This window comes from Winogradskya consettensis, assembly GCF_018332715.1.
Taxonomy (GTDB): Bacteria; Actinomycetota; Actinomycetes; order Mycobacteriales; family Micromonosporaceae; genus Actinoplanes; species Actinoplanes consettensis.
Map to the genome: position 1 here is coordinate 46967 of NZ_BOQP01000032.1, position 15476 is coordinate 62442.

The 15476-nt window shown below is 67.7% G+C and carries 15 protein-coding genes; 4 read left to right on the forward strand and 11 right to left on the reverse strand.

Annotated features, from left to right (window positions below; genetic code table 11):
• Positions 1-2: 2 nt before the first annotated feature.
• The 4 genes from Aco04nite_RS28450 to Aco04nite_RS28465 form a co-directional block, all read right to left on the reverse strand.
• Positions 3-872 carry a carbohydrate ABC transporter permease gene (locus Aco04nite_RS28450; protein WP_244876364.1) on the reverse strand — a complete coding sequence of 290 codons (870 nt, stop codon included), beginning with the start codon at positions 870-872 and terminating at the stop codon, positions 3-5.
• Positions 869-1798 carry a carbohydrate ABC transporter permease gene (locus Aco04nite_RS28455; protein ID WP_213000336.1) on the reverse strand — a complete coding sequence of 310 codons (930 nt, stop codon included), beginning with the start codon at positions 1796-1798 and terminating at the stop codon, positions 869-871. The genes Aco04nite_RS28450 and Aco04nite_RS28455 overlap by 4 nt, the downstream gene beginning before the upstream one ends.
• 59 nt (positions 1799-1857) lie before the next feature.
• Positions 1858-3219 carry an ABC transporter substrate-binding protein gene (locus Aco04nite_RS28460; RefSeq protein ID WP_213000337.1) on the reverse strand — a complete coding sequence of 454 codons (1362 nt, stop codon included), beginning with the start codon at positions 3217-3219 and terminating at the stop codon, positions 1858-1860.
• 80 nt (positions 3220-3299) lie between these two features.
• Complete coding sequence (locus Aco04nite_RS28465) at positions 3300-4061, reverse strand: DeoR/GlpR family DNA-binding transcription regulator (protein ID WP_213000338.1); 762 nt, start codon at positions 4059-4061, stop codon at positions 3300-3302.
• 352 nt (positions 4062-4413) lie between these two features.
• Here Aco04nite_RS28465 and Aco04nite_RS28470 point away from each other — a divergent pair, with 352 nt between their 5' ends.
• Both Aco04nite_RS28470 and Aco04nite_RS28475 read left to right on the forward strand, forming a co-directional pair.
• Positions 4414-6603, forward strand: a complete 2190-nt coding sequence (locus Aco04nite_RS28470) for a putative bifunctional diguanylate cyclase/phosphodiesterase (protein ID WP_244876365.1) — start codon at positions 4414-4416, stop codon at positions 6601-6603.
• Between the two features lie 132 nt (positions 6604-6735).
• Positions 6736-8502: an ATP-binding protein gene (locus Aco04nite_RS28475; RefSeq protein WP_213000340.1), complete on the forward strand. Its 1767-nt coding sequence runs from the start codon at positions 6736-6738 to the stop codon at positions 8500-8502.
• 14 nt (positions 8503-8516) lie between these two features.
• On the opposite strand, the gene Aco04nite_RS28480 is transcribed toward Aco04nite_RS28475, so the two are convergent.
• Positions 8517-8867, reverse strand: coding sequence for a winged helix-turn-helix transcriptional regulator (locus Aco04nite_RS28480; RefSeq protein WP_213000341.1), 351 nt, complete (start codon positions 8865-8867; stop codon positions 8517-8519).
• A gap of 86 nt (positions 8868-8953) precedes the next feature.
• Here Aco04nite_RS28480 and Aco04nite_RS28485 point away from each other — a divergent pair, with 86 nt between their 5' ends.
• On the forward strand, positions 8954-9763 hold the full coding sequence (locus Aco04nite_RS28485) for an NAD(P)H-binding protein (RefSeq protein ID WP_213000342.1): 810 nt from the start codon (positions 8954-8956) through the stop codon (positions 9761-9763).
• Here the strand turns inward: Aco04nite_RS28485 and crcB are convergent.
• On the reverse strand, positions 9754-10104 hold the full coding sequence (crcB, locus tag Aco04nite_RS28490) for a fluoride efflux transporter CrcB (protein WP_213000343.1): 351 nt from the start codon (positions 10102-10104) through the stop codon (positions 9754-9756). The genes Aco04nite_RS28485 and crcB overlap by 10 nt on opposite strands.
• Complete coding sequence (locus tag Aco04nite_RS28495) at positions 10101-10463, reverse strand: fluoride efflux transporter FluC (RefSeq protein WP_213000344.1); 363 nt, start codon at positions 10461-10463, stop codon at positions 10101-10103. The genes crcB and Aco04nite_RS28495 overlap by 4 nt, the downstream gene beginning before the upstream one ends.
• Positions 10464-10655: 192 nt before the next feature.
• On the opposite strand from Aco04nite_RS28495, the gene Aco04nite_RS49100 reads away from it, so the two are divergent.
• Positions 10656-11474 (forward strand): helix-turn-helix transcriptional regulator, encoded by an 819-nt coding sequence (locus Aco04nite_RS49100; RefSeq protein WP_244876366.1) that lies wholly within the window; start codon positions 10656-10658, stop codon positions 11472-11474.
• A gap of 32 nt (positions 11475-11506) precedes the next feature.
• Here the strand turns inward: Aco04nite_RS49100 and Aco04nite_RS28510 are convergent, their stop codons facing one another.
• The 4 genes from Aco04nite_RS28510 to Aco04nite_RS28525 form a co-directional block, all read right to left on the reverse strand.
• Positions 11507-11866, reverse strand: coding sequence for a VOC family protein (locus Aco04nite_RS28510; protein WP_213000345.1), 360 nt, complete (start codon positions 11864-11866; stop codon positions 11507-11509).
• A 67-nt stretch (positions 11867-11933) separates the two neighbouring features.
• On the reverse strand, positions 11934-12944 hold the full coding sequence (locus Aco04nite_RS28515) for a hypothetical protein (protein ID WP_213000346.1): 1011 nt from the start codon (positions 12942-12944) through the stop codon (positions 11934-11936).
• Entirely contained in the window at positions 12941-13888 is a 948-nt protein-coding gene (locus Aco04nite_RS28520) for a hypothetical protein (protein ID WP_213000347.1), read from the reverse strand. Before Aco04nite_RS28520 ends, Aco04nite_RS28515 begins: the two co-directional genes overlap by 4 nt.
• Positions 13885-15465, reverse strand: coding sequence for a hypothetical protein (locus tag Aco04nite_RS28525; RefSeq protein WP_213000348.1), 1581 nt, complete (start codon positions 15463-15465; stop codon positions 13885-13887). Before Aco04nite_RS28525 ends, Aco04nite_RS28520 begins: the two co-directional genes overlap by 4 nt.
• Positions 15466-15476: the final 11 nt, after the last annotated feature.

Sequence of the window (15476 nt, forward strand, 5' to 3'; positions counted from 1 at the left end):
TCTCATTTGACCGCGCCCATCGAAAGACCGCGGACCAGCTTGTTCTGGGCGACCCAGCCGGCGATCAGCACCGGCAGCGAGACCAGGGTGGCCGCCGCGCAGAGCCGGGCCAGGAAGAGGCCCTCGGAGGAGATGAAGCCGACCAGGAAGATCGGGGCGGTGCCGGCGTTCGTCGCGGTCAGGTTCACCGCCAGGAAGAACTCGTTCCAGGCGAAGATGAAGCAGATCAGGGCCGTCGCGGCCAGGCCCGGCGACACGATCGGCAGGATGATCTTCCGGATCGACGTGAGCAGCCCGGCGCCGTCGACCTCGCCGGCCTCCAGCACCTCGCGCGGCACCTCGAGCAGGAACGACCGCATCATCCAGACCGCGAGCGGCAGGTTCATCGAGGTGTAGAGCAGCACCATCGTCCACACGTTGTCGAGCATGCCGAGGTTCTTCACCAGCAGGTAGACCGGCAGCAGCGCGGCGACCGCGGGCATCATCTTGGTCGAGATGAAGAAGAACAACACGTCGGTCCATTTCGCGACCGGGCGCAACGAGAGGGCGTACGCCGCGGGGGTGGCCAGGATGACCACCAGCAGCGTGGAGAACACGCTCGCCATCAGCGAGTTCAGCAGGAACGGCATGATGTTGCGGTCGAAGACCTGCGCGTACTGATCGAAGGTAGGCGTGAAGACCCAGGTGGGCGGGTTGCTGGCGGCGTCCTGCTCCTGCTTGAAGCTGGTGAGCACCATCCAGATCACCGGGAACACGAAGATGATCCCGGCGACCCAGGCGACGACTCCCCAGATCGCACTGCCCATGCGGCGCCGTGCGGCGGGTTTCAAGGCCGTGGAGGACTTCACTGCGGGCGTGGCGAGTGTCGTCATCGGGACTCCTCCATGCGGAACAGGCTCGAGATGACGCGCAGCGCGAACGTCGCCACGATGATCGTCAGGATCACCACGATGACGCCGGCGGCCGACGCCTCGCCGTACTCGAACTTGCGGAACGTCGTCAGGTAGATCTCGTACGGCAGGTTGGTCGTCGCCGTACCCGGTCCGCCCTGGGTGATGGTGAAGACCGCGTCGAACGTGTTGACCAGGTAGATCGAGCCGAGCAGTGCGCCCAGCTCCAGGTACTGACGCATGTGCGGGAGCGTCATGTGGGTAAAGATCTTCCAGGCGCCGGCCCCGTCGACGCGGGCGGCCTCCAGGATGTCCTCGCTCTGCGACTGCAGGCCGGCCAGCAGGATCAGCATCATGAACGGCGTCCACTGCCAGACGAGCGTGGCGATGACCGCGGCCTTCGGGTACGACGAGACCCAGTCGGTCGAGCCACCGAAGATGCCGTTGATCAGGCCGTACGCCGGGTTGTAGAGGGCGTGCTTCCAGAGCAGCGCCGCCGCGATCGGCATCACCAGGAACGGCGTGATCAGCATCGTCCGGACGACGCCGCGGCCGAAGAACTTGCGGTCCAGCAGGATCGCGAGCGCCAGCCCCAGGATCATCGAGAAGATCACCGCGCCGGCCGTCAGCAGCACCGTGTTGAGGAGGGCCGACTGCAGCCGCGTGTCGGTCAGCACCGTCACGTAGTTGTCGAGGAAGACGAACGGCCGATCACCCGGGCGCAGGGCGTTCCAGTCCAGCGTGGACAGGTAGATGGTGACCAGGAACGGCACCTGGGTCACGACGATGGCGAAGATGAGTGCGGGCAGCAACGGGGCCCGGCGGACCCAGCGGTCCTTGGCTCCGCCCTTGGGTGACACCACGGGAGCTTCCGGCTTCGGATCCGCCCGGGTGATGACGTCGGTCATTGTCGGCCTTCCGGGTAGGTACGGAGGCGCTGCCCGTGGGGGCAGCGCCTCCGCGGGCGCTACTTGTAGTTCTTCGCCACGTCTTCGGCGAGTTTCTGACCGTCCGTCAGGGCCTTGTCGACCGTGGAGCTACCGGCGATCGCCGCGTTGACCTCCTGCGACACCTTCGTGCCCAGGTCGGCGAACTCGGGGATGCCGACGAACTGCACGCCCAGTGCGGGCCGCGGCTGCACACCCGGGTTCTGCGGGTTGGCGTTCTCGATCGAGCCGAGGGTCACGTCGGCGAACGCCTTCGCGGACTCCTTGTACTCGGGGATCGAGTAGGTCGAGGTGCGCTTGCCGGAGGGCACGCGCGACCAGCCGAGGTTCTTGCCGACGACCTGCTCGTAGTCCTTGCTGGTGGCCCAGGAGATGAACTTCCAGGCGTCGTCCTCGTGCTTGGTGGTCTTGGGCATGGCCCACGCCCAGGTCCACAGCCAGCCGGAGTACGCGGTCTTGTCCACCGGGGCGTACGCGTAGCCGACCTTGCCTGCGACCTTCGACGCCTTCGGGTCTTCGAGCGTGCCGGCGGCCGACGTGGCGTCGTACCACATGGCGGCCTGGCCCTGACCGAACGTGTTCAGGCACTCGGTGAAGCCGGCCTGCGCCGCGCCCTTCTCGCCGTAGTTCTTGACGAGGTTGACGTAGAAGTCGGTCGCCGCCTTGAACTCCGGCGAGTTGACCTTCGGGGTCCAGTCCTTCTCGAACCAGGTGCCACCGTACGTGTTGACCACGGTGGTCAGCGGCGCGAACAGCTCGCCCCAGCCGGGCAGGCCGCGCAGGCAGATGCCGGCGACGCCCTTCTGCTTGTCGTCGAGCTTCTTGGCGAACTCGGCGACCTGCGCCCAGGTCGGCTTCTCCGGCATGGTCAGGCCCGCCGCGGCGAACATGTCCTTGTTGTACATCAGGAACGAGGACTCGCCGTAGAACGGAGCGGCGTACATCTTGCCGTCGTCACCGGTCAGCGACTGCACCATCGGCTTGAGTAGGTCGGCGCTGTCGTACGCGGTGTCCGCGGCCGACTTCGTGGACAGCTCGTGCAGCCAGCCGTTCTTCGCCCAGATCGGCACCTCGTACGCGCCGACGGTGGCGACGTCGTACTGACCGCCCTGGTTGGCGACGTCCTGGGTGACCTTGTCGCGGAGTTCGTTCTCCGGGAGGATCGTGAACTTCACCGTGATGCCGGTCTGCTTGGTGAAGTTCTCGGCGGTCAGCTTCTGGATGTCCTCCATCTGCGGGTTACCGACCATCAGAGCGGTGATGGTGTGGTCGCCGTCGGAGCCTCCGCTGGTGGAGCCCGCGCCGGAACAGCCCGAGAGCACGAGCGCGCCGGTCGCCGCCCCCGCGATCAGCAAAGAGAGCTTGCCATTTCTTTTGTGCACTGCAGATCCTCCGTTTGAAGACATGCGGGAACGTGCCGGCCATTCCGCGAAGGGCCGGTTCTGCTCTATCAGTTGTGGGGTCAGACCCGGATTACCTGTGGGCCCAGCCGTGAATAGCGGTGCGCCTCGGACGCGGGAAGACCCGTGTCCGTGACCAGTGACTCGAAATCGGATATCTCGGCGAAGCGGCAAAAGGTGCGTACGCCGAACTTGGTGTGCATGCCGACGAAGATCCGCCGGCGTGCCGCCCGCACGGCCCGCGCCTTCACGTCCGCCACGGCGGGGTCGGGGGTCGTGAGGCCCACCTCCCGGGAGATGCCGTTGGCGCCGACGAAGGCGAGATCCAGCACGAAGCCGGCCAGCATGCTGCTGGCCCAGTGGTCGACCGTGGCCAGCGTGCGGCCACGGACCCGGCCGCCGAGCAGGAGCACGGTCGCCGGGCTGTTGGTGGACAGCCACGCCGCTGTGTTGAGCGAGGCCGTCACCACTGTCAGGGGGCGGTCGATGGGTAGCGCCTCCGCGATGAGCTGAGGCGTGAATCCCTCGTCGATGAAGATCGTCTCCGCGTCGCCGATGAGTCCGACGGCGGCGGCGGCGATCCGCCTCTTCTCGGGGACCCCGCGCGTCGTACGCATCGCGAGGTCGGTCTCGAATTTGGCGGTCTCCACCGGGTAGGCGCCGCCGTGCGTACGCCTGAGCAGACCGTGCTTCTCCAGCAGGCGAAGATCACGTCGAATGGTCTCCGCCGAGACGGAGAGCTCCGCCGCGAGCTTGGCGACGTCGACCTCGCCCTGCCGCCTGGCCAGGGCGACAATCTGATGCTGTCGCTCGTCCGCGTTCAAACCACACCTCCCCCGCCTGCCGTACGCCATTTGTAACACCGAGGAAACGTGTGGCCGCCGTCACAATGTACGGTGATTCGGCCTGTCTCTGCCCGTTTGGCAACCGCTCCGCTCCGCCCTTTATCGTGCCATCCAGGCACGAAACAGGATGAAAGTCATGCCCGTTTGCCCGAAAATACCGCCCAGGTAGTGCCCGAGGCTGTGAGGTCGGTTAGCTCCGCGCTGTGGGTTCGGGCGTCCGAGGCCCGTCCCGGACCGCCCCGGACCGGACCGGACCGGTCGCCATGACCAAACGGTCACGCCGTTTTTGCTCAACTCCCGCCCTCGCAGACCGTTAGTCGAGGTCATGGGCATGCTCGCAACGCAGCAGCTGACGGATTTCCTCTCCGCCGTTGCTGACCGGCCGGACGGACCAGCGGCGCAACACGCCGCCGTGGAGTGCGCTGCGCGCGCCCTCGACGCGCAGATCGCCGCGCTGGTGATCGACGGAGAGATGGTCGCGTCGGTCGGGCAACCCGCCCCGGGCGACTTCGTCGGAGACGACTACGCGATCACCTCCGCCCCGATCGGTGGCCCCACCCCCGGCCGGCTCCTGCTCGGCCGTCGCGGCGCCCAGTTCACCGACCAGGAGATCTGTCTGCTGCGCGGCATGGCCCGGGTCCTCGAACTCAGCCTGCAGGCGCTGCACGTCACCGCCGCCGAGCGCCGGCGTGCCCAGGAGAACGTCCGGCTGGTCGGCTCGCTGCAGGAACACCAGCGCCTCCTCGACCACCTCACCCGGGTCCAGCGGCTCATCGCCCGTCGCGCGCCGCTCGACCAGATCCTCGACTCGATCACCGCCGGCGCGGCCGAGCTGCTCAACGTCGAGATGGCCTCGCTCAACCTGCTCGAACGCGACGACCGCTCGGTCGGCAGCATGGTGTCCAGCGTCGGCTTCGCCCCGGACATCCTGACCCGCATGCAACGCGTACCGCTGCCGTCCGCGGGCGCGGCCGGACTCGCCGTCATGGGCGACGAACTGGTCATGGTCGAGGACTACGCCGGCTCCCCCATCGCCATCCCCGATGTCGTCCGCTCCCGCCTCAAGGCCGTCATGGCCGTGCCCGTGCACGAGAACGGCGAGGTCGTCGGCGCGCTGACCGTCGGCACGTACGTGGGCCCACGCCAATGGGACAAGACAGCCCAGGAAGTCCTGCGCGCCTTCGCGGAACACGTCAGCCTGGCACTCACCGACGTGCAGACCCTGGAGGCGATGAACCAGGCGTTCCACGACTCTCTGACCGGACTGGCCAGCCGCGCGCTGTTCCTCACCCGGATGGAACGCGCGTTCGCCACGTCGACAGGGGTCGCGGTCCTCTTCGTCGACCTCGACCGCTTCAAGGTGGTCAACGACTCCCTCGGGCACGCCGCCGGCGACCTGCTGCTGCGTGGCGTCGCCGAACGCATCCAGGCCTGCCTGCGCTCCGGCGACACCGCCGCCCGCCTCGGTGGCGACGAGTTCGCCGTGCTGCTGCCCAACGGCGCCGGGATCGAGGAGGCCGTACCCGTCGCGAAGCGCATCCTCGAATCCCTCCGGCAGCCCTTCGACCTGGCCGGCAAGGAAACGTTCATCAGCTGCAGCATCGGCGTCGCCTACAGCGTGACCTCCGGCCCGGAAGAGCTGATGGTCCGCGCCGACCTGGCCATGTACCACGCGAAGAAGCAGGGCAAGGACCGCTACGAGATCTTCGAACCGGAGCTGCAGGCAACGTTCCAGGCCGGCCTGCAACTGGAGGCGGACCTGCGCCGAGCGGTCGTCCGGCACGAGTTCGAACTGCGCTACCAGCCCATCGTCCACCTACGAACCGGCGAGATCACCGGCCTCGAGGCCCTCATCCGCTGGCAGCACCCCGAACGCGGCGTGATCCCCCCGCTCGACTTCATCCCGCTCGCCGAGGAAACCGGCATGATCGTCCCGATCGGCGAATGGGTCCTGCGCGAAGCCTGCCGCCAGGCCGCGACCTGGAACGCCCGCCGCGACAGCCAGCACCCGCTCAGCGTCAGCGTCAACCTCTCCGCGGTCCAGCTCGACCAGCCCAACCTCCCCGCGGTCGTCGCCTCAGCCCTGGCCAACAGCGGCCTCCCGGCCACCTCCCTGATCATCGAACTGACCGAATCCCTGCTCGTCGATCACCGCGACTCCACCCTGCACCAACTCGAACAGATCAAGGAACTGGGCGTCCGCCTCGCCATCGACGACTTCGGCACGGGCTACTCATCCCTCGCCTACCTGCGCCGCTTCCCCGTCGACATCATCAAGATCGACAAAAGCTTCGTCGACGACGTCGGCGACGAACCGACCGCCGCCGCCCTCACCATGGGCATCATCCAGCTCGGCCAGGCCCTCAGCCTCTCCACCATCGCCGAGGGCATCGAGGACAAATTCCAGCTCACCGAACTCACGGACGGTAACTGCGAACTCGGCCAGGGCTACTACTTCGCCGAACCCCTCACCGACATCGCCACGGACGAACTCCTCTTCCCGACCGGCGCTTCCTCCTAAGCTTGCTCCTAAGTCTGGATGTTTTTCCTCCTAAGTTAGGAGCAAAACCGCTCCAACCCGTGCCCGGGGCCGGTTTTCTCCCAAGTAAGTTAGAATTTCTCCTAACTTGCTCCTAACTGAGGAGGAACGGCCGTGGATGCCGAGTTCGTGCGCAACACCATCTGGGCCTTGCGGACCTTCGGCTCCGAGGACTCCGGCATTGAGGCAAAGCGGGCAGAGTCAAAGCTCCCCGAATCCCTGGCCGAGAGCCTCTCCGCCTTCGCGAATACGCCCGAGGGCGGCACTGTCCTTCTCGGCGTCGACGAGAGTGCCAACTTCGCCGTTACGGGTGTCACCAACGCCGCCAAGGTCCAAGCCGATCTCGCGGCCATGGCTCGGGATCGCTTCACGCCACCGCTGCAACCGTCGATCGGGATGTTCGAGATCGAGGGGAAGGTGGTCATATGCGCGGAGGTAGTGGAGCTTCCCAGAGACCAGAAGCCTTGCTACGTCACGTCGAAGGGCATCAGCAGGGGTAGCTACATCCGCATCGGCGACGGTGACCGGCGGCTGACCAGCGAGGAGGTGCAGCAACTGATCTCCGATCGCGGTCAGCCGAGGTTCGATCAGGAAACAGTTCAGGAGGCCGAGCTCGATGATCTGGACCCTAGAGCGATCCAGGTCATGCTTGCCCGGGTCCGGTCCAACAACCCCCGACTCTTCGCCAACGAATCGGATGACGTCGTTCTCAAGATGCTCGGCGTGCTCAAGAAGGCTCCGGACGGCGACCTGCGACCCACAGTGGCCGGACTCCTGACACTAGGCAGATACCCCCAGCAATACTTCCCACAGCTATGCCTTACGTTCGTGCATTACCCCACCACCACTGGCGAGAATCCGGCGACATCAACGCGGTTCCTGGACAACGTTCGAGTGGACGGCCCCATCCCAGAAATGGCCCGGGAAGCGCTGGCGGTCATTCAGCGGAACATGAGCCGGCGGGCGCTCATCAGTGGAACCGGCAGGCAGGATGTTTGGGAGTATCCGCCTGAAGCTCTCCGCGAAGCCGTCGTCAATGCGCTGGTGCACAGGGATCTGAGCCCCGGATCGCGCGGAACTCAGGTTCAGGTGGAGATGTACCCCGATCGTCTGCGCATCCTGAACCCTGGCGGCCTGTTCGGTGCCGTCGACATCACGAGGTTGGGCGAAGAGGGTGTCTCTTCATCCCGCAACAGTTCACTGCTCAAGATCCTCGAGGACGTCGTCATACCTGGAGAGTCGCGGACCATATGCGAGAACAGAGGCTCCGGGATCAGGACCATGCGAAACGAATTGTCGAGGGCCGGCATGAGCCCACCGAACTTTTACGATCGGGTCACATCCTTCGAAGTCGTCATGCCGAACCACACTCTGTTCGACGAAGCCACAGTTCGCTGGCTCGCAGTGATCGGTCGTGACGGACTGCGGGACACTCAACGAACTGCGCTGGCCCTGATGCGGCGCAACGAAGTTCTCGACAACGCCAAGTACCGGGCAGCCACCGGGATTTCCGACAGCCGGATCGCAACAACTGAGCTGCAGGATCTGGTGGCTCGCGAGCTGGTAGAGCAAACCGGCACCCGGGGCAGTGCTCGGTATTCGCTCAGCGACTCTGCGAAGTCCTGGGAAGAAGCCGACGACACGAAGCGCGTCCGGCCAAATCGCCGGCGGCAGTTCCTCGACCTCTTGGCCGCGCACGGAAACTTGTCAAAATCAGAGGTTTCTTCGCTGCTCAACGTCAATGTCAAGACCGCTGAGCACTGGCTTGGCACGCTCCGGCGCGAAGGGAAGATCCAATTTGCCGAGCCGGGACGCGGCTCAAAGAACACCAGATACCGGCTCACCGACAAAGCTGACCAGGGCGAGATTTTTGAGGTCTGACCTGACGACCCGCCCTATCGGCCGTCGTAATCGGTGCGGGCCTCGTCGACCTTGGGGAGGTTGTCTTCGCCCCAGGCTGCCAAGTGGTGGAAGAGGGGGGCGAGGCTGCGGCCCAGGGCGGTGATCTCGTATTCGACGCGGGGTGGGACCTCGGGGTGGTAGGTGCGGGTGACCAGGCCGTCGCGTTCGAGTTGGCGGAGGCGTTGGGTCAGGACCTTGGGGGTGATGGTGCCAATGTGGGTGGCAAGTTCGACGAAGCGTTGGCGGCCGTGTTCGTTGAGGGTCCAGAGGATCGGGGTGGTCCAGCGGCTGAAGACCAGGTCGACCACGGGGGTGATGGGGCAGGTCTGCACGGAATCGGCCACGGCGGGATAGTCGCTTTCTTCTAGGTACCTACTATCCGCATGATGTTAGCGTCCCTCGAACTCGACGGAGTGTGAGGGAGATTTCCATGTTTGTGATCACGGGGGCTACCGGGAACGTCGGCCGGGTGCTGGTTCGGGCGTTGACCGAGGCCGGGGAAAAGGTTGTTCCGGTGTCTCGGAATGGTGGGGTGCGCGCGGATCTTTCTCAGCCGGAGACGTTGCGGCCGGTGGTGCAAGGCGCCGAGGCGTTGTTCCTGCTGGTCTCGGGGGCTGGGGCTCACCTGGATCCGGAGGCGATTCTGGGTGTGGCGAGGGACGGCGGGGTGGAGCGGGTCGTGTTGCTCTCGTCGCAGGCTGCCGGCACTCGGCCCGACTCCGGGTCGCACGCACCGCTGCGGGTTCTGGAGAATGCTGTGCAGGGGTCCGGGCTCGGGTGGACGATTCTGCGGCCGGGTGGGTTCGCTTCCAACGCGTACGCCTGGGTGGAACCGATCCGAAAGAGCCGGACGGTTGCGGCGCCGTTCGGGGATGTCGGGTTGCCGGTCATTGATCCTGCGGACATTGCCGCCGTCGCCGATGTGGTGTTGCGGACGGGCGGGCATGACGAGCGGGTCTACGAGCTGACCGGGCCGGAGTTGAGCACGCCACGGCAGCGGGCCGGGGACATCGGGGTTGCGCTGGGTGAGCCGGTCACGTTCGTGGAGCAGACACGCGATGAGGCGTACGCGCAGATGTCGGCCTTCATGCCCCCGCCCGTGGCCGAGGGGACGCTGGCCATCCTCGGCGCACCCACCCCGGCCGAGCAGCTGGTCAGCCCGCATGTCGAGCAGATCCTCGGCCGCTCGCCCCGCACGTTCGCGCAGTGGGCAGCCGGCAACGTGCAGGCCTACCGATGACCGCCGGCAATGAGTATGCCCAGGTAGGCGGCCGCGAGACCCGCCACAAGACTGATGATCACGTAGGCGCCGGCCCGGAGTCGCTGACCGCCGCGGGCCAGTTGCAAGGTCTCCAGGCTGAAGGTGGAGTACGTCGTCAGCGCTCCGCAGAACCCCGTGCCCAGCAACGCCGCTAGCCAGGGAGCGACCGGGAGCCCGATGAGGAAGCCGAGGAGCAGCGATCCGGCGACGTTGACCGTGAGCGTGGGCCACGGGAACTTGGCCGATGTGACCCATCGTCCGGTGAGGTAGCGCAGCGCGGCGCCGGCGGCGGCGCCCAGGGCAACAAAGAGGACGGTCATCGGGCGACCACCCGCTCGGCCAGTGCCGTGCCCAGCCAGACGGCGAGCAGCGCTGAGACGATGGTCGCGCCGAGCAGGGCCAGAGCCGTGGCGGGCGTCGCGCGGACCACGTCGACGCTCGCCGTCGAGAAGGTGGTGTAACCGCCGAGGACGCCGGTGGTCCAGAACGGGCGGATCAACCGGGACTCCGGCCGGCGCCGGGTGATCAGAACGGTCAGGACGCCGATCAGGAAGCAGCCCGTGACGTTGATGGCCCAGACCGTCCACACGGACGGCCACAGCGTGGACAGGCCGTACCGGGCGAGCGCCCCTACGACCCCGCCCACAGCGACCGCCACGACAACCGGGATGTTCCGCACCTGATCAAGCTAGCCCGCCGGACTCCCGCCGCGCGGAGCGGTGGTGCATCCACACACCTCGGCACGGTCAGCGGAGGTGGCCACCATCGTGATCTGGTCGATCTCCACACCGGCGGCGCGTTCGACGAGGATCGGGGACCAGGCGTCGCCGGTGCCGGCAGAGTGTCGTACCCCCGGTCTAGCGTTCGGTAGGTGAACCGCACCGACCGCCTCTATGCGCTCGTCGAGGAGTTACGCGCTGTCGCCCCGCGCCCGCGCAGTGCGCGGTGGCTCGCTGACCGTTTCGAGATCAGCGTCCGGACAGTCGAGCGCGATATCTCCGCTCTGCAGCAGTCCGGCACCCCGATCTGGGCCGAGCCGGGCAGGACCGGGGGTTACTGCCTCGATCGGGCGCACACGTTGCCGCCGGTCAATTTCAGGCCCGACGAGGCGGTGGCCATGGCCGTCGCGCTACAGCAGCTGTCCGGCTCGCCGTTCCACGCCGCCGCTGCGGCCGCGCTGCGCAAGCTGGTCAACTCCATGCGTCCTGCGGACGTCGCCCGAGCCCAGGATCTGGCCAGCCGGGTGCTGCTGGCCGACCGGCCCCAAAGCGCAGGCCAGCCCCAAAGCGCGGGCCAGCCCCAAAGCGCGAGCCAGCCCCAAAGCGCGAGCCAGCCCCAAAGCGCGAGCCAGCCCCAAAGCGCGAGCCAGCCCCAAAGCGCGAGGCGGCCCGAGAGTGGCATGCCCCGGTTGGTCGCCGACGCGCTGTCGGCACGCCGGGTGCTTCGCATCCACTATGCCGACAAGGCCGGCGTGATGACCGTGCGCGAGATCGAGCCGCTGGTCTTCGTGGGTTTTCCCGCGAGCTGGTATCTGGTGGCCTGGTGCCGGCTGCGCCAGTCGGTGCGGGTGTTCCGCACCGACCGGATCGCCGCCGTCACCGTCACCGCCGAGGAGCCGCCGCAGCGCCACCTGGAGTTCGGCGATCTCCAGGTCCCGGGCGAACCGATGGATGCCCTGAGCCTGGTCTAGGACGCAGCTGAGGGATCACGACGGCCTGCGCCCTAATGGTCTGCCGGTGTGTAGATGCCGATTAGGTTGCCGGACGGGTCGAGTAGGTGGGCGAAGATCAGGCCGCCACCGCCGTCCTGGGGCGCCACCAGCACCTTTGCGCCGACGGCTTCGGCACGGCGGCAGGCTTCCGCGGTGTCGGGGACGTTGATGAAGAAGATGGCGTGGTTCGACGGGCTCGCGGTGAGGCCGCCGCTCGGGCCGGTCTGACCTGGCGTGGTCGCCAGCCGGTAACCGGGGGCGTCGTCGTCGCCGGTGAAGGTCCAGCCGAAGACCTCGCCGTAGAACCGTTCGGCCTCGGCGGGCTCGCCGACGCCGAGCTGGAACCAGTCGACCTTGTTGATCGCGGGCATGTCGTGCTCCTTGAGGTTGGGAGAAACCCACCCTCGCCGGTGGCAGCGACAGCCCCCTGTCGGTGTTTCAGCCGAGGTGGAGCCGGCAGCAGTCCTCGGAGCCCGCGGTCGTGAGTGTGATCTGGTCGATCTCTACGCCGACGGCGCGTTCGACGAGGATCGGGGACCAGGCGTCGCCGGTGCCGGCGCCGCGGAGGGTGCAGTTGCGGATCGCGGTGTCGCGGTAGGTGAGGACGCTGACCTCGCCGTCGATCTCGCTGCGGCCCCAGCCTGCGACGCGGATCGCGTAGCGGGGGCCGTTCCAGGTGACGCAGACGTCGGAGATGTCGATGCGGGAGCCGACGAGGTCGGACGTGACGAAGCGGTCGGTGTTGTCGCCGGGGAGCAGGCGGAAGCCCATCTCGACGTCGGTCAGGCAGGCGCCGTCGACGCGGACGTCGTGCACCGAGCTGAGGTAGAAGCCTTCGAGGGCGTCGCTGACCCGCAGGTCGGTGATGGCGAGCCGGTGCGGGTGGTAGGTCGGGCCGACGATCGAGGCGACGTCCGCGCCGACGGCTCCCCAGTGCACCGCCACGCCGGTGTAGCCGCCGCGGATGGTGATGTCGTGCAGGGTGATGTCGCTGACCGCGCCCATCAGCGCGATGCAGTTGGCGTGTTTTTCCCCCGCGCGCTCCACCTGCATACGGCGCAGGTCGACGTGCGTGATCCAGTCGGGGGCCGCGGCGTAGAGGTAGTCGCCGACCGTGATGGCCGTGCCGCGGTCGCCGCCGTGCTCGCCCGGGTCGGCCGGCGGCGGGCGCAGGCCGAGGTCGCTGACCGCGACGTCCGAGCCGACGATGTGCAGTACGGGGTGCCCGGTCAGGCCGGCCGAGACCAGCCAGGTGCCGGGCGGGCCGCCGTTCGCGCCGGCGACCTCCGAGCCGCGGATCGTCCAGCCACCGGGCACCCGCAGGCCGTCGGCGATGGTGTGCGTGCCGGGCGGCAGCTCGAGTTTGCCGGCCGGCACGGTGTCCAGCACGTCCTGCAGCACGCGATGGTTGTCCTCGGCGTTCGCGCCGAGGACCGGGCGGTGGATCACGGGACGATCCGGCACGACAGGCCGCGGTCCGGCTGTTCCAGCCCGAGCAGGATCGGGCCCTGGGCGGCACCCCGGCTCAGCGTGACGCTTCCGGCTCCGCGGGACACGACCGTCAATTCGACGGGTACGCCCGTCAGCAGGTCGGTCGCGCGCACCCCGAAGTTGTCGGTGGGACGGGACTTGACCACCTCGGCGGCGACCCGGGTGCCGGCGCGGCGGGCGATCCGGAGGGCCTTGAATCCGGCGCGGGCCGGCTTGCGGCGACTCCACTTGTGCGTGGGTGAGCGCGGGAGCGGCGGCGCCGGTGTCACGGGGCTGACTTCCAGGCGGAACTGCTCCGGCCCGTCCGATGCCAGGAGTGCGAGGTCGCAACCCGTGGCATAGGGAGACGGCGCCGGTGCGGTCGTGGTCGGCTCCGGGCGTACATAAATCTTGTCGATGCGCAGGCCGAGAGCGGAACGCGCGGCCACGCGGCCGGACATCCACTCGGGTCGCGGGGGTTCGGCCAGCTCGATCATGAGCAGGCCGTCCTCGTCGAGCTCCTCGGCGGTGAGGTCGAACTCGACCGTGACCTTCGCACCGCCCGCACTGCGCAGGCCCTGCCGCCGGGCGAGCAACGCGGCGCCACGCAGCTCGCCCTGAGCGCGCACCAGCACCAGCCGGGGCAGTTCGGGGGCGTGCCGCGGCGGGCGCACCCGGTCGGACCACCAGCGCGTGCCCAGCTCGTCGAGATGGACCACGACCGAGACCCTGGTGGGTACGCCCGGACCACGCACCTTCAGCCCGACAGCCCCGAAATCCCCGGTGACCCGTCCGACGATCGCGTTGCCCCGCACCACCTGGTCGACGATGCCGAGGTCGCTACCGCTGCTCACCTCGATCGGCAGGCCTTCGATGAAGCGCACCGGCTCGTCGTAGTCGGTGGCGAACCAGCGGCCGATCATGCGCCGAAGTCCGTCCGGGTGAGCATCGGCTCGCGCCGGGTCCACATCCGCTCGACGGAGTCGTACATGGGGTCGGCGTCGGCCTCGATGTGGCGGAACGTCGCCCGCATGGTCTTGAGCAGGATGTCGGCCGGCCACACCTCCCACTGCGGGACGAGCGGGGTGACGACGTCGGTGCCGCTGCGGTAGAGCCACAGCCAGAGCCGCGCACGACGCACCTGCTCCTCGGTGACCAGCTCCTCACCGGCGCGGATGGCGGTGATGCTCTGCTCGAGGGTCTTCCAGTACGCGTCCTGGTCGTCGACGACGATCGACAGCCCGCACGAGCTCCACTCCGACCAGCCGGCCTGGATCACCGGGATGCCGTACGCGGGCAGCTCGTTGCTGACACTGCCCCGCACCGTCACGCCGAGGTCGGTGAGGCTCCACAGCGCGTTCTTGCTCAGCGTCGCGCTGGGCCGGAACGCCATGTACTTGACCTTTTTGTACTGCGCGGCAACCGAGTCGAAGAAGCTCGTGGAGTCGTAGAGCGCCTGGCTCGGGTGGTCCAGGAAGAGCCACTGCGCCTCGGGGTGCTCGGCCGCGTACGCCGCGGTGTCGGCGAACCAGTCGGCGAGGCTCGGGAACAGCTCGCGGTTGGTGCCGAGCGCGTCGGAGACAGCGTGGTTGTAGACCGTGATGATCGGCTTGGTGGCGTCGAAGCCCAGCCGGTCGACCACGTGGGTGCGCAGCCGCGCCCGCTCGGCCGGGTTGTTGAGGTCGACCGACGCGGTGACGCCGCCGCGCCACCAGCTCGGGCGGCCCAGGTTGACCTTGGCGCGCCAGGCGACCAGCTCGGCTGTGGAGCGCAGCTCCTCGCGGCGGGTCCAGACCTTGGTCTCGAAGACCTCGCCGATCTGCCGGGTGAGCTCCTCGCGGAACGTGCCGGTCCCGCTGTCGTGCTCCGGGAACAGGCCGTACGCCTTCATGCACCCGGTCTGCTGGGTGTGGATGATCGGTACGCGGGCCTGCCGGGCGGCCTCCGACGCGAGCCCCCACTGGTCGTAGTCGACGTGACTGGTGACCAGGGCGACGACGTTGCGCTGGAAGAGCTCCTGGTAGATGTCGTGCAGGCGGGTCGCGTACGCGTGGCGTTGCTGGTAGTCCGGCCTGGACCTATATCCCTGCGGGAGCCGCGGCAGCTTGGCGAGCCGGCAGTAGGTGGCGTCGGTGTAGGCGACGATGGTCTCGTCGTCGCGGGCCGGCGTAGTCGAGCGGCGCACCTGTTCCCAGACGTCGATCACCTCGGAGCCTGCGAACGCGTCGCTGACCTTGCGGACGACCTCGACGTCGAAGCCGCTCCACAGCGTCCGCATCCACGCGTCCTCGACGCCGGTCAGCACCACCATCCGGGCCGGGTGCAGCCGCCGGAGCGCGTTCGCGAACACCAGGTTGCGCAGGTTCACCCGGATGTCCTGGTGGAACATCTCCACCACGATCACGGCATCGTCAGCCGGATGCGGGAGGTTCTTCTCCCAGTACACCGTCGCCGACTCCAGGAAGACCTGGAGTTCCTTGCTGTTCGCCTTCAGCCACACCGTGTTTGTCC